The sequence below is a fragment of the Namhaeicola litoreus genome, from assembly GCF_042679565.1.
In the GTDB taxonomy this organism is placed as follows: domain Bacteria; phylum Bacteroidota; class Bacteroidia; order Flavobacteriales; family Flavobacteriaceae; genus Namhaeicola; species Namhaeicola litoreus.
Genome location: NZ_JBHTMY010000002.1, coordinates 753,259 through 776,368, shown reverse-complemented (window position 1 = coordinate 776,368; position 23,110 = coordinate 753,259). Strand labels below are relative to the sequence as shown.

Below are 23,110 nucleotides of genomic sequence, written 5' to 3'. Positions count from 1 at the left end.
TTTAATTGTTTTTAAGGATGTATATAAGGGAAGAATACTCTCCAGACGATTTTGCCATGCTATTAGATTTTAACCCTCTATACAAAGCGGAAAGATAATTGGTTTGTCCATAGGCATATTTCTCTGACAATAAACTCACATAAAATGCATCAAATGGCATCGGTAAAATTTTTTCAGTTTCCATGCCGACTGCATTTGCCAAACTCGAAACTGCCTTTTTTGAAAAATGCCAAAGGTGTCTCGGCAAATCATAGGCCGCCCAAAATTTTTGATAATGCTGGGCATCGTGACTATTAAAATTTGGCAAAGCTAAAATTATTCTACCATTAGGTTCTAGCAGATCCTTTAACGTGCTTAAGTATAACAAAGGGTCTGGAACATGTTCTAAAACATGCCAAAGCGTAATAATTGAAAATTTTTGATTTAATTCTTTAGCTACATCCTCATTTAATTTTTCTAAGGACTTATAAATTACTTTACCCTTTTGAAGGTCTATTTTTTTTTCTGCTAAATTTCTTGCAATGTTGTTTGGCTCTACGCCCACAACCTTCCAATTATTTTCTGCACATGCTTTTAAAAAATCTCCTGTTCCACAACCTAGATCTAAGACATATGAAGACTCCTCCATCCATGGGCTAATCAATTTAACTTTATTGCGAATGGTTATTTTTTTAACAAATTGGTAAGCCTTTTCTAAGAAACCTCGACTACCGTCCGTATGCGAAATATAAGCATCGCTTTGGTAGTATTTTGGTAAATCAACCTCATCGGGTTGTGGATATGTAATGAGTAAATCTGAACTTGGGTCAAGCATTAAAGAAAATGATTCCTGAGAAACAGAATAATCTTTACTCTTTAAAAACAATTCTAATTTTTGATTACTCAAGAATGATTGTACATTTTCGTTTTTCATAGACAATAATATGCTTATTGGATTAATGTTTCACGTGAAACATTTTGAACTTAACGCCCCATATAAACCAACAGAATAGAAATATCACTTGGTGATACGCCTGAGATTCTTGCCGCTTGAGATATAGATACCGGTCTTATTTTAGAAAGCTTTTCACGCGCCTCATAAGACATGGACTTTATTCTATGATAATCAAAATTATCGGGTATTTTAATATTTTCTAAGCGATTCAATTTGTCTGCATTGTTCTTTTCCTTTTCAATATAGCCGGCATATTTAATATGTATTTCAGCCTGCTCAAGCACCTCTTCATCTAATTCATTTAAATCTATAAATTCCTTCACATTCGGAAAGGTTTCAACATCTTTAAATGTTAACTGTGGCCGTGCAGCGACTTTATACATTTTCATAGATTGGTTAATAGGCGCAGAATCTACCTGAACTAATAGATCATTCACTTCCTCAGGTTTTATACTTGTCTGCTGCAAAAAGTCAATTAGCACATCCGTTTTTTCCTGCTTTTTTAAAACCCTTTCATATCTGTCCTTTGAAGCTAATCCCATATTATAACTCATTGGCGTTAATCTAATATCCGCATTATCTTGCCTTAAAAGTGTACGGTATTCTGCCCTTGAAGTAAACATTCTGTATGGCTCTTCGGTTCCTTTGGTAATTAAATCATCAATTAAAACACCTATATAAGCTTCATCTCTTTGTAAAACAAAAGATTCTCGTTGTTGTAATTTTAATACGGCATTTATACCCGCCATTAAACCTTGTGCTGCCGCCTCTTCATATCCAGTGGTACCATTAATTTGGCCCGCGAAATACAAATTCTCAATCAACTTTGTTTCTAACGTATGTTTTAATTGAGTTGGAGGGAAATAGTCATATTCTATTGCATAGCCAAATCTTAAAATATTTACATTTTCAAAGCCGTCAATTAGTTTTAATGCTTTGGACTGAACTTCGTATGGTAAACTGGTAGAAAACCCATTTACATAAACTTCATAAGTATCCCAACCCTCAGGTTCAACAAATATTTGATGCCTTTCTTTACTTGCAAATCGATCTATTTTATCCTCAATCGATGGACAATATCTTGGGCCCACACCTTGAATTCTTCCAGAAAACATAGGAGAATCCTCAAACCCCTCTCTTAAAACTTCATGTACAGATGCTGATGTATAGGTCATATAACAAGATCTTTGCTTTGTCAATGGCTTTACAGATGGCAAATAAGAAAATTTATAAGGTACTTCATCACCCGGCTGCTCTATCATTTTAGTATAGTCCAACGACCTTCCATCTACCCTAGGTGGTGTGCCTGTCTTCATTCTACCAGCCTCAAAGCCAAATTTGACAAGATCTTCCGTAATGCCTTTTGAAGAATTTTCTCCTGCCCTACCTCCTCCAAATGTTTGATTACCTATATGGATTTGGCCATTCAAAAAAGTACCTGCTGTAATAATTACCGTACGTGACTTAATTTCTAATCCAAGTGTTGTTCTCACCCCAACAATATGATCATTCTCGATGAGCAAACCATTCACAGATTCCTGGTACATATCAAGGTTAGGAAGACTTTCCAATTGTAGACGCCACGCTTCCGCAAATCTCATTCTATCACTTTGAGCCCTTGGGCTCCACATAGCAGGTCCTTTTGATTTATTGAGCATTTTAAATTGTATAGCCGTCTTATCTGTAATAATACCACTATACCCACCCAAGGCATCAATTTCTCTTACTATTTGTCCTTTTGCGATTCCTCCCATGGCTGGATTACAGCTCATCTGAGCAATATTCTGCAAATTCATTGTAATCAACAATGTTCTTGCCCCCATATTTGCAGCAGCAGCAGCAGCCTCACTTCCAGCATGACCACCTCCTACTACAATTACATCATATATAAATCCATTCAATTGCATAGTACTCAATTATGTTCCACGTGAAACAATTTCATTTCAAAAATTTCTTAAAGCAAGGTAATCATCTTCCTTTTTTCGCATTTCCACTTTCTCAAGCTTTGTTTTATCCGTATATCCAAGCAGATGTAATACTCCATGTATCATGACCCTATTCAATTCATCACTAAACTTTACATTTAATAATGATGCATTTTCCTGTATTCTATCGACAGAAATATACACTTCACCCGAAATAAGATCATTTTCAGAATAATCAAACGTAATAACATCAGTTAATGTATTGTGTTTCAGATACTTAATATTCTTGTCGAGCAATTCATCATCATTACAGAAAACAAAATTTATATCCTGTAAATATTTCCCTTCACTTTCAACACAACTTGTTAACCAATTTTTAATCAATCTTTTATTCGTTAACCTAATGTTCCCTTCTTCAAAAAATCTAATCATTTTTCACATTATTAAAATAATTATTTACTTTTTCTTGATAAAAAGGTTGCAAAGGTAAGTTTCTTCTCATTAAGAATTCTTCAGTGATATTAAATTTCTTGAATTCAATCATAGAACCCTCCTTCCCGTTATTAAATAATGTTTCGTTTTCAGTTGACTCCCTATTATTTTCTTCACCCTGTTTGGCTGCCGCAGATTCCAATTTTAACAACTCATATTTTAATATTTCCATTTGTCTTTTAGCCTCATTATTTAAACCCTTATTCAATAATAAATCTTCTAATTTATCCATATCAGACTTCGTCTTATTATAACTATTTTGATTCAAACCTTTCTCTTTTAAGATCTTTTCTAATTGTCTCCTCAATTTTACCTGCTCCCTATAAATTTCAAATTGTTCACCACTTAAACTTTCAGATTCATTCTCTCCATTTCCATCCTTAGTCGGCATATTATTATTCATACGATTCAATAACTCTTCCTGCTTTTTAATAATGTCAGGCAAACTTATGGACTCCCCACTTTTGCTTTTACCAGAACCCTGCGATTGACTTTGTTGTTGCAAGTTATCTAAAACATTGCTCAGTAAATCAGCTAAATCATTTGCTGCAGTCATGGTATATTGTTGATTCGAAATGCCTTGATTTATTCTATTCTCGGCCAAATTTTCAAGCGACTTATCCAAATTGTAATGCGCCTCAGATAGATTTTCTTGAATTTTTGAGCTAATCTGCACTACCCTCAACGACAGTGCATACAAACTATCATCAATATGTTCAAAATTTTCTTTGAGTACATATTGTTTTTTTATTTTTTCAGGAAAGTCAGAACGCAAAGCTTCACTAGATTTAAATCCATTCATTAGGTCCTCTTGATCATAAGAAAATATAAGCAAATTATTTAGAATTCGTTCCAAATCTTCAATGTTCTCCTCGATCCGCTCCATTTGCATACCATCCATACCTGCTTTCATCTTTTCAGATATCTCCTTCATTTTTCTTTGGGCCTTCTTTTGATTCTCTTTCGCAGCCCCAGAATTATTCTCCAATTTATCCAAGGCATTCTTTAAATCCTCAGAAATTTCATTCATTTCCTTTTCTTCAATGGGTATATTCCGAGGATTCTTTAATTCATTATTTTGGTCTTTTAAACTTTCCGTTTCCTTTTTAATCTCCTCAAATTTCTCGTTTATCTCTTTTTGCTTTTCATAATCTTGGCCATTATTAAGCAAATCGCCTTGTTCCTTTTCCAAATTATCCAAGGACTTTTGAATTTGATCCATCTTCCGATCTACATAGAACTGTTTTGTCATCTCAAGAATTCTCTCTAAAGATTTTTCTTGTTGTTCATTCAATTTGTTTAATTTATCCATCTGATCTAACAATCCTTCCTTATTTAGTTTCTCAGCCAATTTTTTAAGATCTTCTAATAGTTTTCTCTTTTTTTCTGACTCACTTACTTCTTCCAATCTCTTTTTGATTTCTTCCTTTTCATCCTCCAAAAAACCATTCTCCTTGATTCCATCTAAATCCTTTTTTAGTTGATCGGCATTTTTATTCAATAGTTCTTGTTGTTTGGTCTGTTTTTCTAAATATTTTTCCAATTCCTTTTCTTTATTCCAGTTTAAACCCTCTTCAGATTGCAAAGATTTATTCAGGTTATTTAAGTCATCGTTAAGATCTTTTATTCGTTCATTATTTGACTTAAATAAATCAATATTTCCCTGCTGCTCTTTATACAATTCTCGCTGTACTTCTTCTTCTGATTTTTGACGATAATAAAAAATATTTGATCGCGATAGTTTTTTACCATTTACGCCATCATTGTCATAGGCCACAAAAAACAACTCATAATTCTCTTTGGGTTCTAAAACTATATCTTCTGGAAAAGAATGGAAAAACTCAATTAAAACATCGGATCGAATTGTTAAATTCCGTTTTGTATAAATGGAATCATTTAACCTTTTATACCAAAATTCCAAAGTCGAAATTCCGTAATCATCCGTTATTAATCCTAAAAAATGTGCATCACCTCTACTGATTGAATCAATATCCGATTTCACCTCAATCACAGGGAACTCATCTTTAACAACATCGATTTCGAAACTCAATTTTTCGTAAGCTTTCAAATTTTTATTTGAAGAAAACACTTGATACTTTAAATCATTCCTAATAATTCTTTTAAATTCGAAATAATTTGGTTTAACCTTGTCAAACTCAGTTTCGACATCTGATTTAAACGTAATTTCATCCGTTGATTTAGTTCTAATTTTCCAAATAACATTTGTACCCTCCGGTACAGTAATGTTTCCGGTATTATTAATTTGCTCAATCGACCTTTTTAAATAATCCGGAAAAACTAATTCTAAAGAAAAATCAATAATACTAGGTGCTTCAATCAAAGTAATTTCAAAATTTTCCGATTTTACGCCATTTGCTTCGGTATAAAAGGAAAATGAATGGTCTATATTCTCAAATAAATATGAAAACGATGTTCCCTCATTTTTCATGAGAGAAGATTGACCTTCAAAGCTTATTGTCAGCTGATTGGGTATTAGGTCACCGATGGGTTGAATCAACACTTTTAGGTCATTTCCCTGAATTACTTCTAATTTAGTATCCTTCAGTTCAAAGTAAAAGGGAGCTGGGGGTTCATACGCTTTGTTGTAATGAACTACTCTATTTAAACTACTAGAAAATAATTGTTTTTCTCCAATTAAGTTAGCTATAAAGAAAACCAAAACCGGGACACCTAAAAATTTTAAGTATACCTTATTTGAGGCAAAATTTATGGCATTTTTAAAAGTAAATGGTTTAAGTTGCAATGCTTTTTGTTCAATACTGGCAAGAACCAACTCTGTAGGTTCCTGATTCTTTAACTGAATAATATTCAATAACTTATCATCTATTTCATCAAAATGTTTACCAATAATACTCGATGCCTCTTCTTTGGATATTCCATTTCTAAAACCAAATAATTTAAAAAGTGGAATGAGCACATAGTATGTGAGTAAAATAAGCTCTACCACAATAAAACTCCAAAACAAAATAGATCTAAAGCGAGGTTGAAGCCACAAATAATATTCTAAAACAAGGGTGAGAAGAAAATACAATAAGCCTAAGGCAGTAAATAAAATCACACCTTTGATGATCTCATTTACATGAAACTTTCTGATAAACTGAATTAATTTTAATTCTATTTCTTTGACGTGATCCATCCGCAATATATTGGTATTGGATAAAAATACGACTAATTTCTGTTTTCTCTTTTAAGCGATTATCTTTGCACAAAAATTAAACCAAATGAATCATCCTGTAAGGGTGCGTTTTGCACCAAGTCCCACCGGACCTCTACATATTGGAGGTGTAAGAACTGCACTTTTTAACTATTTATTTGCAAAAAAGCACCAAGGTACATTCGTTCTTCGAATTGAAGATACAGATCAAAACAGGTATGTTGCCAATGCAGAAAAATATATTATAGATTCTCTAAATTGGGCAGAAATACCCTTTGATGAAGGTCCGGGAAAAGAAGGTAAATTTGGTCCTTACAGACAGTCTGAGCGCAAAGAGATTTATAAGCAATACGCCGAGGAACTCGTTAAAAAAGGTAAAGCCTACTATGCTTTTGATACCGCCGAAGAACTTGAGGATTTGAGAGCCTCTTACGAGCAGAAAGGAGAAACTTTTATATACAATTTTCACAATAGAAATAGTTTAAACAACTCATTGAAATTATCTCCAGAAGAGGTAAAGCATAAGATAGAAAACGGAGAAAAATATGTTATTCGTTTTAAAATACCTGAGAATGAAATATTGACGCTCAACGATTTAATTCGAGGTGAAATTAAAATAAACACAAATACTTTAGACGATAAAGTTTTGTACAAATCGGATGGTATGCCAACTTACCATTTGGCAAATATCGTAGATGATCATTTGATGGAGATAACACATGTTATTAGAGGAGAAGAATGGTTACCTAGTATGGCTCTACACGAATTATTGTACAGTGCTTTTGGCTGGGAAGCTCCTCAATTTGCTCATTTACCGTTAATTTTAAAACCTACAGGTAAAGGAAAATTAAGTAAAAGAGATGGCGATAAAGAAGGTTTTCCTGTTTTCCCTTTGGCATATACCAACGAAGAAACCGGAGAAGTTTCAAGGGGTTATAAAGAAGATGGCTATTATAAGGAGGCGTTTGTAAACATGTTGGCCTTATTGGGTTGGAATCCTGGTACAGAACAGGAAATATTCAATATGGATCAACTAATAAAGACATTTGAACTTGAAAAAGTCAATAAATCCGGTGCAAAATTCGATCCCGAAAAAACAAAATGGTTTCAGCAACAGTATCTCAAAAGTGCTTCAAATGAACATGTTACCTCTGATTTTAAAGAATTATTAGCTAAAAAAAATATTGTTGTTTCTGATGAAAAATTATTAAAAATCGTACAATCTGTTAAAGAGAGAGCTGTTTTCGTCAAAGACTTGGAAGAATTAAGTGATTATTTTTTTACTGCGCCTTCAACCTATGAGGAAAAAGCCGTAAAAAAGAATTGGAAAGAAGATACCGCCAACTTAATGCAAGAATTAATGATCCTGCTTCAAAATTCAGAAAAATTCGATTCTGAATCACTAGAAAAGGAAGTTAAAGCATGGATTGAGCAAAAAGAAATTGGTTTTGGCAAAATAATGCAACCGCTGAGGCTATCTCTTGTGGGTGCCTTAAAAGGAGCCCATCTTTTTGATATTATGGATATTATTGGAAAAGAAGAAACTATTTTAAGAATTAAAAATGGCATTGAGAAAATGGGTTAGAATTAATCGATTTTCTTTAACTGAACATTGTAACCTTTTAAAATATCTTTATAATTGTAATTGATCGGAATAAAAATATCCTCGCTAAATTCTATTTTTCTTTCATTTCTCATTTTGATGTGTTTGATAGATCTTAAAAATCTTCTCACATCATCTTTGTTCGACAAGGTTAGCCCTGGAACTTTGGTCTTTTTCCCATTCTCATCCATGGCAACCATAGAAAAATAAGAGGAATTACAATGCTTTTCCATCCCAGTTCTTATATTTTGAGATACTACTTTAATACCCACCACCATTGAGGATGTCCCGACGTAGTTAACTCTTGCTTTAAGCGTTACCAATTCACCAACCTCAATAGAATTCAAAAAATCTACTCGATTTACCGAGGCTGTTACACAATATTCTTCTGAAAACTTAGATGCACAAGCAAACGCAGCTTTATCCATTAAGGACAAAACAAAACCACCATGAATTTTGCCACTAAAATTAGCATAAGAAGGAAGCATTAATTCGGTCAAAATGATATCAGATTCTGAAGTTGTTTTGAATCCTTTACTCATTCTTTGCTTGTTTTTTCAACCGAAGTGATATAATACTTTGTGTCCCCCATCCAAGGGAAAGTACCAAACCTTTCAATATAGGTCAACTTCACGTGATGCCCTTGTAACTCTTTTAATTGCTCCAAAACTACTTTTTCTTTTTCTTCTACAGAAAAATCAAAGTGTTGCGATTCAGAAACACCCTGGCTTAATCTGCCTTCCCAAGTTTTAAAAACTACTCCTCTATTGGAAATTTTCACCAATTCACCAGATCTGTAACCTTCGCTATACGGTACGTAGTACACAAATAAAAAATATCCTAATAAGACTAAAATTCCAACAATAAGACTGATGGTTAAAAATTTCTTCATGATTATTTTTTTTAAATATATAACAAAATATAAAAATAGGTAAACGTGCTTTTAATTTGTAAATTTATACTTTAAACCTGTAAATTATGTTTTCAGTTCTTCCTTTTTTCGTTGTTTTATTCGTTTTAATAATCTTTTTAGCTGCATTTATAGTCAAACAACAAACCGCGGTTATTATTGAACGTTTTGGTAAATTTCAAAGTGTAAGAACTGCAGGCTTGCAATTTAAAATACCTTTAATTGATAGAATCGCGGCAAAAGTGAGTTTAAAAATTCAGCAATTAGATGTGATCATAGAAACAAAAACAAAAGATGATGTTTTTGTTCATTTAAAGATTTCTGTGCAATATCAGATCTTGAAAAACAAAGTTTATGAAGCTTTTTACGAATTACAAAATCCAAAAGAACAAATTACAGCTTATGTATTTGATTTGGTTAGAGCAGAAGTTCCTAAAATGATTTTGGATGATGTATTTGAGAAAAAAGATGATATCGCACTTGCCATCAGAAGAGAATTAAATGATGCGATGTTGGCTTATGGTTATGACATCATTAAAGCTTTGGTTACGGATATTGATCCAGATGCATCCGTAAAAGAGGCTATGAATAGGATTAATGCTGCTGAAAGAGAAAAAATTGCAGCCCAACATGAAGGTGATGCACAAAGAATTTTAATTGTTGAAAGAGCTAAAGCTGAAGCAGAAAGTAAAAGGTTGCAAGGTAAAGGTATTGCCGATCAAAGAAGGGAAATTGCACGTGGTTTAGAAGAAAGTGTTGATACGTTAAATAATGCCGGAATTAATCCTCAAGAAGCCTCTGCCTTAATTGTCATTACCCAACATTACGACACATTACAGGCCATTGGAACAGAAAATAATAGTAACTTGATTTTATTACCTAATAATCCTAATGTAGCAAGTACAATGCTGAATGATATGACGGCTTCTCTTCTAGCTGCAAATAAGATAACGGATATGGAAAAAAACAGTACTCATAAAAAAACCTAAAATTTGTATTTTAGGTTTTTATCTTGTTAATCATTCTGCTTTTTTACTCTTTTCTTTTTCGTCATCGGCATTTGTGGCATCTTTAAATTCTTTAATGCCAGTTCCGAGACCCTTCATTAATTCTGGTAATTTTTTACCTCCAAAAAGCAACAGAATGGCTAGACCAATAATTATCCATTGCCAAGGACCAACAAATCCTAAAAAAATTAACTGTAACATGTTTGTAACATTTTGGAGCAAAGTTAGTAATTAATTGTAAATAAACACTTATTAACGAATGTATCCGCCAAGTGATTCTGTTTTCTTTATCTCTTTTGGATCTCCTTTTACTGTAATCGTTGCCCCAATTTTAGCATTGGCATCAACCATCTTTGTAGCATTTACAGTACAATTTGAACCTGTAGATGCAGATACATTTGTGTATTCTGTCACTAAATTATCTCCGTAGTAATTTCCTCCCGAATTAATAATTACATTCTGATTGGTTGAAGATCCTTTGAGTTTTACTATCCCACCTGTTATTGCTTTGACATCGAGGTATTCAGTTTTAATATCTACTTCAATAATTCCTCCTTCTTGTGATTTTGTCGTTATTTTATTCTGTTCAAAAACCTTATCTGAAGTAATCTTAGAACCTTCATTTGCATCTAAAATTTCCAAATTTTTATAATAAACAGTTACATTTACTTGTTCCGCAGAAAAGGTTTCAATGATGGACATGGTAATTTTTAGAACACCATTGATATTTTTTACGATAACATCACTGGCTTTTTCTCCTTGAATTACAATTTTTTGTTCATCACTTTTAACGAGTTTAACCGTTAATCCTCTGTATGACTTTATTTCGTTAAAATCACCTAAATTACTGGTAATTTCATTTTGAGCCATCAAAGTTTGACAAAACAAAACAAAAATTAATATGCGTTTAAACATCTTTTTTTATTATTCAATTAAATAAAAATCCAATTGTTTTTTCTCGAGATCGGTATTTTTTACCTTAACCTTTACGAGGTCTCCTAATTGGTACATTTCCTTTGTGCTTTGACCTACCAAAGCGTATTGTTTTTCGTCAAATATATAAAAATCACTTTGTATATCTTTAATTCTTACCAAACCTTCACATTTATTTTCAATAATTTCTATGTATAATCCCCATTCCGTTACACCAGATATTACCCCTTCAAATTCTTGATTATCATGGTCTTGCATATATTTTACCTGCATGTATTTTATAGAATCTCTTTCAGCTCTCGTAGCCATTACTTCTCGTTCTGAAGAATGTTGACAATGTACTTCATACATTTCCTGGTCCGGAGATTTTCCTCCATCTAAATAATGTTGTAATAATCTGTGTACCATTACATCAGGATAACGTCGTATAGGAGAAGTAAAATGTGTGTAGTAATCAAATGCTAAACCGTAATGCCCAATATTTTCTGTGGTATACTCGGCCTTGCTCATAGATCGAATTGTTAAAGTTTCTATCATATTCGATTCACTTTTACCATGCACATCAGAAAGTAATTTATTCAAAGATTGTGTAATTCCCTTCTTATTACGCATATCAATGCTATAACCAAACTTGTGAATTATTCCGTTTAAAGCAAATAATTTGTCAATATTTGGTTCATCGTGAACCCTGTAAACAAAAGTTTTTTTCGTTGGATTTCCTCCCTTTTGACCTATAAATTCTGCTACCTTTTTATTAGCCAACAACATAAATTCTTCTATTAATTTATTGGCATCTTTTGATTCTTTGATATAAACTCCTATTGGTTCAAAATTTTCATCTAAATCAAATTTTACTTCTGTTTTATCAAATGAAATCGCACCCTTATTCATTCTTTGCTTACGCAAAATTTTAGCCAACTTATCTAGTTCTAAAACTGCATTTGTAAGGTCTTTATTATTCAGTTCACTAGAATCTTCAATTATTTCTTGTGCTTCTTCATAGGTAAATCTATGATCAGATAAAATAACCGTTCTTCCAAACCACTGATTTACTAAATGAGCTTTGGTATCCATTTCAAAAACAGCAGAAAAAGTAAGTTTTTCTTCATTTGGTCGCAGAGAACAAACATTATTTGATAAAATTTCCGGTAACATGGGTACTACCCTATCAACTAAATATACAGAGGTTCCCCGATTATAAGCTTCATCGTCTAAAAGTGTTTTCTCTTTTACATAATGTGAGACATCTGCAATATGAATTCCAATTTTAAAATTTCCGTTTTCTAATACTTCAAAAGAAAGCGCATCATCAAAATCTTTGGCATCTTTAGGATCTATTGTAAAGGTTAGTATTTCTCTAAAATCCTTTCTTTTCTTTACTTCTTCTTCCGAAATTTCAATAGGAATATTTTCGGCAAATTTTTCTACTTCATCAGGAAATTTATAGGGTAACCCGTATTCTAATAAAATAGAATGCATTTCTGTATCATGGTCACCAGGTTTACCCAGAACCTGCATAATTTTTCCAAAAGGATTTTTAGATTTCTCTGGCCAATCTATGATACTTGCCAATACTTTGTCTCCATCTTCTACATCAACTACATTTTCTTTTGCAATAAAAATATCACAATACATCTTGGCATCATCAGGAATAACAAAAGCAAAATTTTCGTGCAACTCAGTAACGCCTACAAATTCTGTTTTTGACCTTTTTAGAATCTCTATAACATCACCTTCCTGTTTTCTGTTTTTCTTTCGGCTGTATACATATACTTTAACTAAATCATTGTTTAGTGCTTTGTTTACATTTCGCGAAGGGATATAAATATCATGCTCTAATTCATCACAAATTACATAACCGTTTCCATTGGCGGTAATTTCTATTCTACCCGTATAATAGTCACTTTCTGGCACAACTCTATATTTACCGCGTTCAACTTCTTCAATCTTACTCATCGCTTTTAACTCAGCAATTGCTTGGATTACCTCATTTCTACTTTTACTGTCGTTCAGGTTTAATTTGGATGCTACTTGCTTATAATTAAATGATTTAGATGAATTACTAACAAAAACCTGTAAAACTGTTTTTGAAATATTCTTACTTTTTTTTTGACCTATTTTATTCTTTTTTGTCATTTAATGAGCTTATTATTGAGTAAATGTACGATAAAATGCATACTTAAAAATTAAGCCCATATAAACAATCAGGAAAGAAAATCTTAAAATTTAACTTTTTTGTAACATTTTGAAACTTTATTCGTCTTTGACTATATAACCTTTAAATCCTTATGAAGTTTTTCTTTAAAATAATGATCATTTTCCTACTCCTATTTTCATTAGGAATTCTTGCTACTAAACTCAGTATAGATCATTCTTTTAGAAAATCTGAGTGTGTGTCTGCTTCTAAAGATTCTGTATCAACACTTATTCTTACACAAACCAAGCAGGTATAAAAATTATCTTATCAACAATATATATTATTATATTTTTTTTATAAAATTTAAATTTAAATGAAATGGTTGTTATTATAGCTTGTTCATTTGTATATTAAGTTTATCAATTTTTATTTGCTTTATAGAGTTATAAAAAATAATGAACATGTTTTACAATTATAAAAGGTTGATTTGATGTATTATTATATACTTTATCCACATAATGTTTATAACCAAAAACCACTACTTTACTCATAAAAAACCACTATATATTTTTTAATAACTATTCATTTTTTTGTTAATAACTATAGTGTAAAATCATACAAGTTTATATGTGACAATATAAATTAAAACTGCTTTATATTTTTTTATGATAAATCAAAATAATGTTTTAAGATTAAACTTAAATTATATTAACAATTTAGTAACATGCTAAACAGTTGAATGACAATCTGTTCGATATTACTATTAACATATAATTATTTACGTGTTTATAAAACCCAAAAAATGTAATTTTGTAAAAATTTAAGACATGAAAATAGCCATTGGTAATGATCACGCAGGTACGAAATATAAATTTTCGATAGTTGAAGCTCTTCAACAAAAAGGAATTGAGGTTATTAATTTTGGAACCGATACAGATGAAAGTATGGATTATGCCGATACCGTTCACCCGGTTGCTGAAGCGGTAGAATCAGGTCAGGCAGATTATGGTATTATTATTTGTGGGAGTGGTAATGGTGCTGCCATTACGGCAAACCATCATGATAAAATTAGGGCAGCATTGGTATGGAATGAAGAAATAGTTGAACTTGCCAGACAACATAACGATGCTAATATTTTAAGTATTCCTGCAAGGTTTGTTAGTGAAGAACAAGCATTAAAGTTTGTAGATATTTTTTTAAATACTCATTTTGAAGGGGGTAGACATCTTAATAGAATTAAAAAAATACCTGTACCAAAATAAGTTTTAGGTATGGGACATTCACATCATCATTCACATCAACTTTCAGGCAGGAAACTTTTTATATCCATTGTTCTCAACGTAACCATAACCCTTGCTCAATTCATTGGAGGTATTATTTCAGGTAGTTTAGCTTTAATTTCAGATGCGGTACATAATTTTTCTGATGTTATATCTCTAATTATCAGTTATGTAGCTAATTTATTAACAAATAAAAAAAAACAAACTATACATCATACGTTTGGCTACAAAAGGGCAGAAATTATTGCGGCATTTATCAACTCTTCTTCATTAATCATCATTGCTGTTTTTCTCGGTATTGAAGCAGTTAAGAGGTTGCAAAATCCACCGGAGTTAGAAAGTAATTTAGTGATTTGGTTAGCCTTGTTAGCCATTATAGCCAACGGAATAAGTGTTCTATTACTCAAAAATGATGCTCACCACAATTTAAATATGAAGGCAGCTTATCTCCATTTAATAAGTGATATGCTTACATCCGTTGTAGTTTTGATTGGTGGTATTTTAATGAAATATTACCAAGTCTATTGGTTAGACGGAGTTTTAACGATTGCCATTTCTGTGTATTTGTTATTTATGAGTTGGCATATATTTAAAGATTCACTTCAAATTCTGATGCTTTTTGCACCGAAAAATATTAAAATTGAGGATATTCAAGAAGAATTAATAAAAATTGATAAGATCAGAAATATTCACCATGTGCATATTTGGCAACTAAACGATAGTGATTTTCATTTTGAAGCACACATCGAATTTAAACATGATATATTACTTTCAGAATTCGATTCAATTTGTAAAGAGGTAGAGAAAATTCTAGCAGAAAAGTTTCACATTCATCATTCATATCTGCAACCTGAATACGACAGGGAAGATATAAAAGATTTTATCATTCAAGATTAGGTATGAAATGGGTATTAAAAAAGTTTGAAGAATTATCTGTCGACGAATTTCACGAGATTCTGAAATTACGCATCAACATTTTTGTAGTAGAACAAAATTGCCCTTATCCAGAATTGGATAATAAAGATAAAGATGCCTTACATTTCTTTGCTGTTTTCGAGGAAAATCCATTAAAAGTTGTTGCCTATACCCGATTGTTTGCACCAGGTGATTATTACAATTTTGCTGCAATTGGCAGGGTAGTGGTGGATAAAAATTTTAGGGGTAAGATGTTAGGACATGAGTTAATCAAAAGATCTATTTCTGAAATAGAAACGCTGTTTAAAACAAAAATAATTAAAATTGGTGCCCAAACCTATCTTAAAAAATTTTACGAATCACATGGTTTTAATCAAATAGGTGAGGGGTATTTAGAAGATGGGATTCCTCATATTCATATGATCAAAGAGGAGTAGGGAATATAAATTTGATATAGTTCTTTTGATTGATCTGGCTTATATTCAAAAGGTTGAATGATGATTTCATTCATTGTTTTAAAAGAACAACAATTTTCATTCTTTCTTTGAGCGTCTACATAAAGTGTAAAATTTAGATTTTTTTTTAGTTCAATGGTGAGTTCTACTTTTTCATTTTTCCAACCAATAGAATTGACAGTGATAATATTTAAATCATTTTCATTTATAAAACTAAACTCTCTGGAAATACCAGTTTTCGTTTCGTAAATTTTTAAATCCTTTTTAAACAATAATCCTAGAGTATACAAATTTTGGCTAGAGTTTACATCGATAATCTCAAATTGAAATGCTTGTGGTGGGGTAAAACAGATCATTTCTTCACAATCATTCGTACTACATTTTAAAATTAAAAAAGGCATTAAAAGGGTAAATAAAGCTTTCACCATTAAAATATTATTTAGAAGATTCAAAACTAACTAATCCGATGTTATTAAAATCTGATCCAAATCATAAGTTGTCGTTTTTGAGGGATCTGAACCTACATATTTAAAACCAATAACAAATGATTTTTGTAAACATGACAGTGAAATTTGACCTGATGAAACAAAATGAATATTTGTTCCTCCTCTGGGACCAACTGATATTTTTACATCGAGTTGCTCCCAGTCAGCAGATGTTATATTTCCTTCAAAATTAGTTGATATCCAAACAGATAGAAGCTTCGCGTTGTCAAAATTTGCACGTGTTTGAAAGGATAATTGGCTATTTTCTTTGAGTGTAGCATCAATTTTCGGACTAACCAACCAAGCTTCAAGCGTATTTTCACCTGTACCATAGGCAGATATTCTCATAAATGCATTTCCATCACTTACTTTTCTTTCGAATTTTCCATTTCCTAAAAAGATATTTTCATTGATCCAACCCTTTTCTGTGAGTTCTTTGGCATTTTTTATTTCCTCAAAATTTTCAAAGAATAGTATGTTTTTATTGTTTTCTTTAGATAATTGACAATTGAAATAAACTGGATCGCAGCGACTTTCACTATTGAAATTGAGGTAAGATGGATTGTTTAGTACGATAACATATTTTTCTCCGTAATAATCTTTTCTTAAAATTCCTGAAATTGTTCCTGTGCCATTTGGAACGATATGAGATCTAAAGTTGGCGAAACTGCTAGTACTAACAAAAGCAGATAGTTTATTGTTACATTGAATTATTTCTCTTTCACCCGAATATTGATCAAAAATTTCTCCGGCATAACTTTTTCCTAATTCATCAAGACTAAATTGAACATTTTCCAATTGAACGAAGGTGTTTATTTTAAATAGATCAAAATCATCTATATCAATTTTTTTAGGTTGAATTTCTTCAGTTTGTAACGATCGAATCAAATGTTGATGAATAAGACTTTCAGGTATACTTACAACTTCAGATAGGTTTAAATATCCTAGAAAAAAGTTTCCATTATTTTGGCTAATGGCCAATCCCGCTAATTTTAAATAAATTTTTCGTCCCGGATTATAAAGGGTAAATAAATCGTTCTTATCCAAAAGAATTTCGACTCCACAAGTTGGGTTTTCAATTTTATCTTGAATGATTAAACTTTTATAAAAATTTCCTGTTTCGTCGCTTGATATGACATAGCCTTCTACGACAGTATTGTCCTCTAATGGAAACTCATAGATTGTTTCACCAGATTGTAACAAGATATTTTTAATAACATCTATTTTGGAATTTGACACCATTTCTGTTTCAATTCTATCCGGAACGGGGATAGAGAACTCTTCGGGTTCACATGAATTCAATAGTAAAAAAGCAAAGAAATAAAAGATGTTTTTCATAAGCTGTGTGTTTAAATTCTCCAATAAACAGAGAGGAAATAATTTTGACCATATCCGTACCAATATTTTGGTGAAAACAAGGGTTTTTCTCTTTGTTGATCTTGTAAAAGTGTTTGATAGTTGGCATTTCTGGATTGTTCAAAACCACCCGTTTGATAAATAGAATTTGATAGATTTGAAGCAATTAAAAAAGTTCCGAGGGTATGCTTTTTAATACGCCATGATTTTCCAACCGTTAAATTGAGTGTATAGTATGGATCGATCTTTTTTTGTTTTAAGAGTGATCTGGCTGTTTCTGAATCAAAATTTTCTATAGGAAGACCATCAACATCAGTCAAAAAATTAGTGGTCCTCAATAAGGGTGCAACCGAAATATAGTTTTCGTCAAAATAATTTGCAGCCAGGTTCAACCACCAAAAATGTGGACTATTGTAACTCAATCCTAAAGAAAAGGCTTGTTGTGGACCATTAGACAGGTGATAGTTTTTGAGGTATGATTTGCCAAAATTTATAGCATCTTTAAAATCATCAGAACTAAGAGAAATATTTGCAGGTTTAGCATATATGGCTTTGCCCGCGGCAGCAACTGCATTGAGTTGTAAACCACTCAAGACCGTATAATTCAAAGCTGCCTCCAGGCCCATATGACAGGTTGAGATATTTGTCATAATTTCTTGAACAAAGGCGTTTCTTTGGTCTTGGTCTATGATTGTCAATCCATCGGCATAATAAAATCTTATTGAGCTTCCATTCTCCTGACCTAGATAATAGCTGCTCAATTTTACATTCAGTCTTGGCATCCTCAACATATAATTGATATCTGCACTGTAGTACAATGGATTTTCAATATTTGTTATAGTTTGATTGTTTTCCTTCATATTTATGAAGGAGTTTTGCAGCTTTGGGGAGTCGCTTAAGTATAATAGGTTTGTAGAAATCAAATGTCTACCGGTTAGCTTATAAGTTAGACCAGTTTTTAAACCATATCCTAAAAAACGCAAGACTTCACTTTTCCCTAGAGAAGCTTCACCCGGATATCTACCATTTTCATACAATCCTTCTCTATAGAAACTATTGTGTTTTAGGTTTAAACCCGTGTAGAATTCCACTTTGTCTCTTTTGTATTCTAGTTGACCAAATCCTTCCGCAACAGTGTTATACAGTTTAAAATGATACTTAAAAACATCTCCTTTTTGTACAATTCTATTTGGGTTTTGCAGATCGTTTTGCGCTTCTTCAAGATCTTCAGAATAGCTGTAAACATCTAAATAACCCTCACCACCTAACAAATCGAGCACATTTGCATAGTTATCAGAAATTAAATATTTTAACCTTAAAGAGGTATTGATATACCAATATTTTTTTGGCTGGATACTCAAGTTTGTGTTAAATTGAAAGAATTGATCATCTGTTCTATCTTCATACAAAGCATAGATTGATTGTGGTTGACCCGAATTAATATTTGCGTCGTACATTTCTTCCCAATTGATCTGGCCATCGGATAAAAATTTTTGTTCTGCCAAATAGGCTTTTGTGTAATCAGGATGATCTGGAAATCGCAAATAATAACTGGGCAATTTTTGGTAGTAGGTAGGATCGGGATTTGTCCCACCACCGATTAGAAATGGCTCACCGTTTTCATCAAATTCTAAAGAATTTCCGTTATAATCAAGCCTACTATGCCCGTTTTTACCAAACTGATAACTCATGGAGGAACGTAACTCAACTGTTCTATTGATTTGCCAATCGTAGTTGAGCATTAAAGTTGGCTCGGCCACAGATTGCATTCTTGCATTTCTAATTTGATTATTTTGAGAACCCCAATAAGCATTGTATCGGTCATTTTTTAAATCAAAAACCTCCTCTTTTATTGGCGCCACTTTTCCTCTGTTTGTATTTACCAAAAAACCTGTAAAATAAAGGCTTTGATTATCTGATATGAGTTTTTCAACCGATAAAAAATATGATTGTGAAGCATAAGGAGCTCCTTCTTTGTAACCATTTTTTCCTTCCCGAAGGCCTAAAGCTCCCATGATCATCCAATTGTTTTTAAGAGATCCTGAGTGATATGTAAATAACGTTCTATGGTTATAAGTTCTGTTGGCGAGGGCATAGGAAGCCTTTATTCCTTTGCGATAATCAGAAGGTTTTGAGCTAATAAAAATTGCTCCACCTATTGCACCAAAAGAAGAGGGATTTGGTTCAGAATTTGGATAAAATATTTGATGACGAGTCACATCATTTAAACCTCCCCATTGGTTCCAATTAGCCCTGCCGTTCCACATTTTGTTCATCTCATTACCGTTAAACAATACAGTAGTTTGGTCAGTACCAAGACTTCGGGGTCTAAAAAATGCCGAACTGAATTGAAAAGCAACGGTTCTGGAAAACAGATCTCGACTACTGTTTAAAAAGCCGGTAATTTGTGAATTATTTTCATCTTCTAACAGTAGTTCATCGAAATCCATCAATGCTAAAAATTCATCTTTCTTCTGAAGAAGAATTCTTCCCAGATCTAGACTATCTTGTTTATTTTCAATGAAAAAATTAACCTTTTTTCGATTGAACTCCTGCGATTCGAAACTGACCGAATAAGACTGACCCGACTTTAAAGAGAAGAAAAACAATCCCTCCGTATCAGAATGTGCCACCTTGTTTTGTTTGAAATAAATTTCAATTCCAGAAAGAGATTCGTCACTATCGTCTAATACTTGGCCAAAAACAACAGTATTTTGAGCATTTGCATGATAAGAGAAATAAATGAACAAGTACAAAAGGGCAGCTTTCATTCAATAAAGAATTGGTTAAATGACAATTTTTTATGAAAGAAGAAGCAAATAGGTTAACATCAAATTTTGTTTTTTTACATGTTGACTTTATGACACTTTTTTCACAAAAATGTAAACCGATAGTTTGTATGAAAAAAGTTGTTCGATTATTCTTTAGTATGATGCCATTTCTCGGTTTCTCTCAGCTTGATACTTATGATATACATACAATTGCCTTTTATAATGTGGAAAACTTATACGATACAATAGATGATCTAAACACCTTTGATGAAGATTTTACGCCTGAGGGTAAACTGAAATTCAGCGGAAAGGATTATGACAAAAAAATGAAAAACATTGCTCAAGTCATTTCAGAAATTGGATATAATCAAGCTCCAGTGCTGGTAGGTCTGGCAGAAATTGAGAATTCGGCTGTACTGCAAGATCTTGTAAATACATCATTTTTATCTCCTTTTCAATATGGTTTTATTCAGTTTGATTCTCCTGATTTACGAGGCATTGATGTGGCATTACTCTATCAAAAGAAAAAGTTTAAACCGATTTTTCAAGAAGCAATTGAAGTTAAAATTTGGGATGAATCCGGTATGCGTATTTTTACGAGAGATATTCTTTATATCTCTGGAATTTTGGCCGATGAAGAAATTCATGTTTTTGTAAACCATTGGCCCTCAAGAAGAGGGGGAGAAGAAATTAGTGAGAGCAAAAGAATCAAGGCAGCATATGTTTTAAAAAGGAAAATAGAAGAAATTCAAAGTGATAATGTGGATGCTAAAATTATTGTTTTGGGTGATTTTAATGATAACCCAACGGATGAAGGAATAAAAGAAGTTCTTGCCTCAAAAGGCTCAATGCAGGAAGTAGAATTAGATGAGTTCTTTAATCCTTTTGAAAAAATGTATAAGATAGGATATAATACCTTGGCTCACTGGGATCAATTGCATTTGTTCGATCAAGTATTGGTTAGCAAGTCCTTTTTACCATTAAAGAAAAATAAGAATCAATTATTCTTTCTAAAAGCAAATATTTACAACCCTCCCTATATATCAAATTTATCAGGAAAATATAAAGGATATCCGAAAAGAAGTTTTATCAATAACAAATTTGCAAATGGTTATAGCGATCATTACCCTGTTTATATCAGTTTATTGAAGAGAAAAACCCTATAATTTTTATTGTAAATCAGGCTCTTTGTTTAAAGTTACCTCTTCAGTTGATACAACCTTATTGTCTTGATAGATCACTTTTGTCTTTTTCCCGTTCAAATCCCAATAATACCATACGCCTACTTTTTTACCGTTTTCATAGGTGGCCACACATTTGCGATCTCCATTTTCAAAAAAGCTCTCCCAAGAGGCGTGTAATTGATTTTCTTGATTTAAGAATCCCTTTTGCATAATACTTCCATCATTATAATAAATAGTCACTTCGAAAAGATCTCCAACCGGTGTAATTGTTTGATTTTTCTTTTGTGCATAGGCATTCAGACAAATAAAAAAAGTTAAAACTGAAAAAAGTAAAGTTTTCATGATCAATATCTTATTGTTTACTATTCTCAAAGTTAACTCTTTATGCAGAAGGGCATAATGATTTAAATCAGTCAATAGGATATTTAATAAATTAAACGAACTTTGAGGATTTTGTAAAATCGATGAAAAAACAATGGTTTTAAAAAAGAATTATACCTTACTTTTATTTTTTTGTCTTACTTATGTTTTTTCTACGGGTCAGATTGCAGTAAAGGATAGCTTGATTAAAACAGAGAGTTCGTCCTATATTTTTAAAAATTTTGATAGAATAAATGTAAAATTCGATTTAGATAGTGAAATAGAAAGCTTTATACTAAAAGGACCCAATAACTACAGCACTGATATCCGGCCAAATGTATCTATAAAGAGTAAAATTTCCTTTAACTACAAGTTTATTTCTTTTAGCGTAGGATATATTCCGAAATTCCTACCGGGCAATAATGACGATGATCTCAAAGGTAAAACGAATGGATTTGGATTGAACTTAAATCTAATTTTTGACCATTGGGTTCAAGGCTTGAAATATTCAAAAGTTAATGGATATTATTTGGAAAACACAAAGAATTTTTTACCGGATTGGGAAGAAGGTGAGCCATATATTAAATTCCCGGATTTAGGAGTAATTTCTTTTCAAGGATCTACAGGGTATAAGTTTAATCCTAATTTTTCTTTACGCGCAATTTCAACACAGACAGAAATTCAAAAGCGAAATGCAGGGAGTTTTATACCTGGTTTATTGTACAATTATTACGACATAGACAACAGAAGTAATAATCCAGAGCAGACGAGCAGTCAAAACTCCAAATCTTTTGAATTTCTATTAGATATAGCTTATTATTACACTTATGTTCTTAAAAGCAGTTGGTATGCCTCTCTTGGCCTAAGCCCCAGTTTAGGTGTAAATTATACCAATCTACTCACAAGGTTTCCAGAAGGAAATGTTAGAACAACATATTCTAATCCCATTTATAGATTGAATGCACATTTGGGTCTTGGATATAATTCTGAACGGATTTTTGGTGGGGCTGAAATAAAGGGTTATGAATCTTTTAGAAATGAAAACAATAAAACCATGACAATTCAAACAAACAATCTTACTTACCAAATTTTTATAGGATACAGATTCAAAACGCCAAAATTCTTAAAAAAAACAGTAGATCAAATAGAGGAGTTACTTCCACTTTAAAAAAAAATTAATTCAGCATG

General features: G+C 32.0%; 20 protein-coding genes. 7 read left to right on the top strand and 13 right to left on the bottom strand.

Annotated elements, in window-relative coordinates; translation table 11 throughout:
- Position 1: 1 nt before the first annotated feature.
- Genes ACFQ39_RS05290 through ACFQ39_RS05275 form a run of 4 tightly spaced genes read right to left on the bottom strand, consistent with a single transcriptional unit; the run spans position 2 to position 6,508 of the window.
- Positions 2-913 carry a class I SAM-dependent methyltransferase gene (locus ACFQ39_RS05290; RefSeq protein ID WP_377176945.1) on the bottom strand — a complete coding sequence of 304 codons (912 nt, stop codon included), beginning with the start codon at positions 911-913 and terminating at the stop codon, positions 2-4.
- 50 nt (positions 914-963) lie between these two features.
- Entirely contained in the window at positions 964-2,841 is a 1,878-nt protein-coding gene (gene mnmG, locus ACFQ39_RS05285; protein WP_377176944.1) for a tRNA uridine-5-carboxymethylaminomethyl(34) synthesis enzyme MnmG, read from the bottom strand.
- A 36-nt stretch (positions 2,842-2,877) separates the two neighbouring features.
- Positions 2,878-3,291 (bottom strand): rRNA maturation RNase YbeY, encoded by a 414-nt coding sequence (gene ybeY, locus ACFQ39_RS05280; RefSeq protein WP_377176943.1) that lies wholly within the window; start codon positions 3,289-3,291, stop codon positions 2,878-2,880.
- Positions 3,284-6,508 (bottom strand): DUF4175 family protein, encoded by a 3,225-nt coding sequence (locus ACFQ39_RS05275; protein WP_377176942.1) that lies wholly within the window; start codon positions 6,506-6,508, stop codon positions 3,284-3,286. The genes ybeY and ACFQ39_RS05275 overlap by 8 nt, the downstream gene beginning before the upstream one ends.
- 85 nt (positions 6,509-6,593) lie before the next feature.
- Here ACFQ39_RS05275 and gltX point away from each other — a divergent pair, with 85 nt between their 5' ends.
- On the top strand, positions 6,594-8,111 hold the full coding sequence (gene gltX, locus ACFQ39_RS05270) for a glutamate--tRNA ligase (RefSeq protein WP_377176941.1): 1,518 nt from the start codon (positions 6,594-6,596) through the stop codon (positions 8,109-8,111).
- A 2-nt stretch (positions 8,112-8,113) separates the two neighbouring features.
- Here gltX and ACFQ39_RS05265 read toward each other — a convergent pair whose 3' ends face one another.
- Positions 8,114-8,671, bottom strand: coding sequence for an acyl-CoA thioesterase (locus ACFQ39_RS05265; protein ID WP_377176940.1), 558 nt, complete (start codon positions 8,669-8,671; stop codon positions 8,114-8,116).
- On the bottom strand, positions 8,668-9,021 hold the full coding sequence (locus ACFQ39_RS05260) for a 6-phosphogluconate dehydrogenase (RefSeq protein ID WP_377176939.1): 354 nt from the start codon (positions 9,019-9,021) through the stop codon (positions 8,668-8,670). Before ACFQ39_RS05260 ends, ACFQ39_RS05265 begins: the two co-directional genes overlap by 4 nt.
- Positions 9,022-9,107: 86 nt before the next feature.
- On the opposite strand from ACFQ39_RS05260, the gene ACFQ39_RS05255 reads away from it, so the two are divergent.
- Positions 9,108-10,028, top strand: coding sequence for an SPFH domain-containing protein (locus ACFQ39_RS05255; RefSeq protein ID WP_377176938.1), 921 nt, complete (start codon positions 9,108-9,110; stop codon positions 10,026-10,028).
- Between the two features lie 30 nt (positions 10,029-10,058).
- On the opposite strand, the gene tatA is transcribed toward ACFQ39_RS05255, so the two are convergent.
- The 3 genes from tatA to rnr are packed head-to-tail and all read right to left on the bottom strand — an operon-like array spanning position 10,059 to position 13,115.
- Complete coding sequence (gene tatA / locus ACFQ39_RS05250; RefSeq protein ID WP_377176937.1) at positions 10,059-10,247, bottom strand: twin-arginine translocase TatA/TatE family subunit; 189 nt, start codon at positions 10,245-10,247, stop codon at positions 10,059-10,061.
- A 51-nt stretch (positions 10,248-10,298) separates the two neighbouring features.
- Entirely contained in the window at positions 10,299-10,961 is a 663-nt protein-coding gene (locus ACFQ39_RS05245; RefSeq protein ID WP_377176936.1) for a head GIN domain-containing protein, read from the bottom strand.
- A 9-nt stretch (positions 10,962-10,970) separates the two neighbouring features.
- A complete protein-coding gene (rnr, locus tag ACFQ39_RS05240; RefSeq protein ID WP_377176935.1) occupies positions 10,971-13,115 on the bottom strand; it encodes a ribonuclease R in 2,145 nt (714 codons plus the stop codon).
- 828 nt (positions 13,116-13,943) lie between these two features.
- Between rnr and rpiB the strand changes: the two genes are divergently transcribed.
- From rpiB to ACFQ39_RS05225, 3 genes are read left to right on the top strand one after another with little or no spacing between them, the layout of a single operon-like run.
- On the top strand, positions 13,944-14,378 hold the full coding sequence (gene rpiB / locus ACFQ39_RS05235) for a ribose 5-phosphate isomerase B (protein ID WP_377176934.1): 435 nt from the start codon (positions 13,944-13,946) through the stop codon (positions 14,376-14,378).
- Positions 14,379-14,387: 9 nt separating this feature from the next.
- Positions 14,388-15,293 carry a cation diffusion facilitator family transporter gene (locus ACFQ39_RS05230; protein WP_377176933.1) on the top strand — a complete coding sequence of 302 codons (906 nt, stop codon included), beginning with the start codon at positions 14,388-14,390 and terminating at the stop codon, positions 15,291-15,293.
- 2 nt (positions 15,294-15,295) lie between these two features.
- Positions 15,296-15,748 (top strand): GNAT family N-acetyltransferase, encoded by a 453-nt coding sequence (locus tag ACFQ39_RS05225; protein ID WP_377176932.1) that lies wholly within the window; start codon positions 15,296-15,298, stop codon positions 15,746-15,748.
- On the opposite strand, the gene ACFQ39_RS05220 is transcribed toward ACFQ39_RS05225, so the two are convergent.
- From ACFQ39_RS05220 to ACFQ39_RS05210, 3 genes are read right to left on the bottom strand one after another with little or no spacing between them, the layout of a single operon-like run.
- On the bottom strand, positions 15,727-16,194 hold the full coding sequence (locus ACFQ39_RS05220) for a hypothetical protein (protein WP_377176931.1): 468 nt from the start codon (positions 16,192-16,194) through the stop codon (positions 15,727-15,729). The two genes, ACFQ39_RS05225 and ACFQ39_RS05220, sit on opposite strands and share 22 nt — an antisense overlap.
- A 30-nt stretch (positions 16,195-16,224) precedes the next feature.
- The gene (locus tag ACFQ39_RS05215) at positions 16,225-17,589 is read right to left on the bottom strand and encodes a DUF5689 domain-containing protein (protein WP_377176930.1); all 1,365 of its coding nucleotides are present in this window, start codon (positions 17,587-17,589) and stop codon (positions 16,225-16,227) included.
- An 11-nt stretch (positions 17,590-17,600) separates the two neighbouring features.
- The gene (locus ACFQ39_RS05210) at positions 17,601-20,378 is read right to left on the bottom strand and encodes a TonB-dependent receptor (RefSeq protein WP_377176929.1); all 2,778 of its coding nucleotides are present in this window, start codon (positions 20,376-20,378) and stop codon (positions 17,601-17,603) included.
- A gap of 128 nt (positions 20,379-20,506) precedes the next feature.
- On the opposite strand from ACFQ39_RS05210, the gene ACFQ39_RS05205 reads away from it, so the two are divergent.
- Positions 20,507-21,544 (top strand): endonuclease/exonuclease/phosphatase family protein, encoded by a 1,038-nt coding sequence (locus ACFQ39_RS05205; protein ID WP_377176928.1) that lies wholly within the window; start codon positions 20,507-20,509, stop codon positions 21,542-21,544.
- A gap of 3 nt (positions 21,545-21,547) precedes the next feature.
- Here ACFQ39_RS05205 and ACFQ39_RS05200 read toward each other — a convergent pair whose 3' ends face one another.
- On the bottom strand, positions 21,548-21,904 hold the full coding sequence (locus tag ACFQ39_RS05200) for a toxin-antitoxin system YwqK family antitoxin (RefSeq protein WP_377176927.1): 357 nt from the start codon (positions 21,902-21,904) through the stop codon (positions 21,548-21,550).
- A 133-nt stretch (positions 21,905-22,037) separates the two neighbouring features.
- Between ACFQ39_RS05200 and ACFQ39_RS05195 the strand changes: the two genes are divergently transcribed.
- Entirely contained in the window at positions 22,038-23,090 is a 1,053-nt protein-coding gene (locus ACFQ39_RS05195) for a DUF4421 family protein (RefSeq protein ID WP_377176926.1), read from the top strand.
- Positions 23,091-23,110 lie beyond the last annotated feature (20 nt).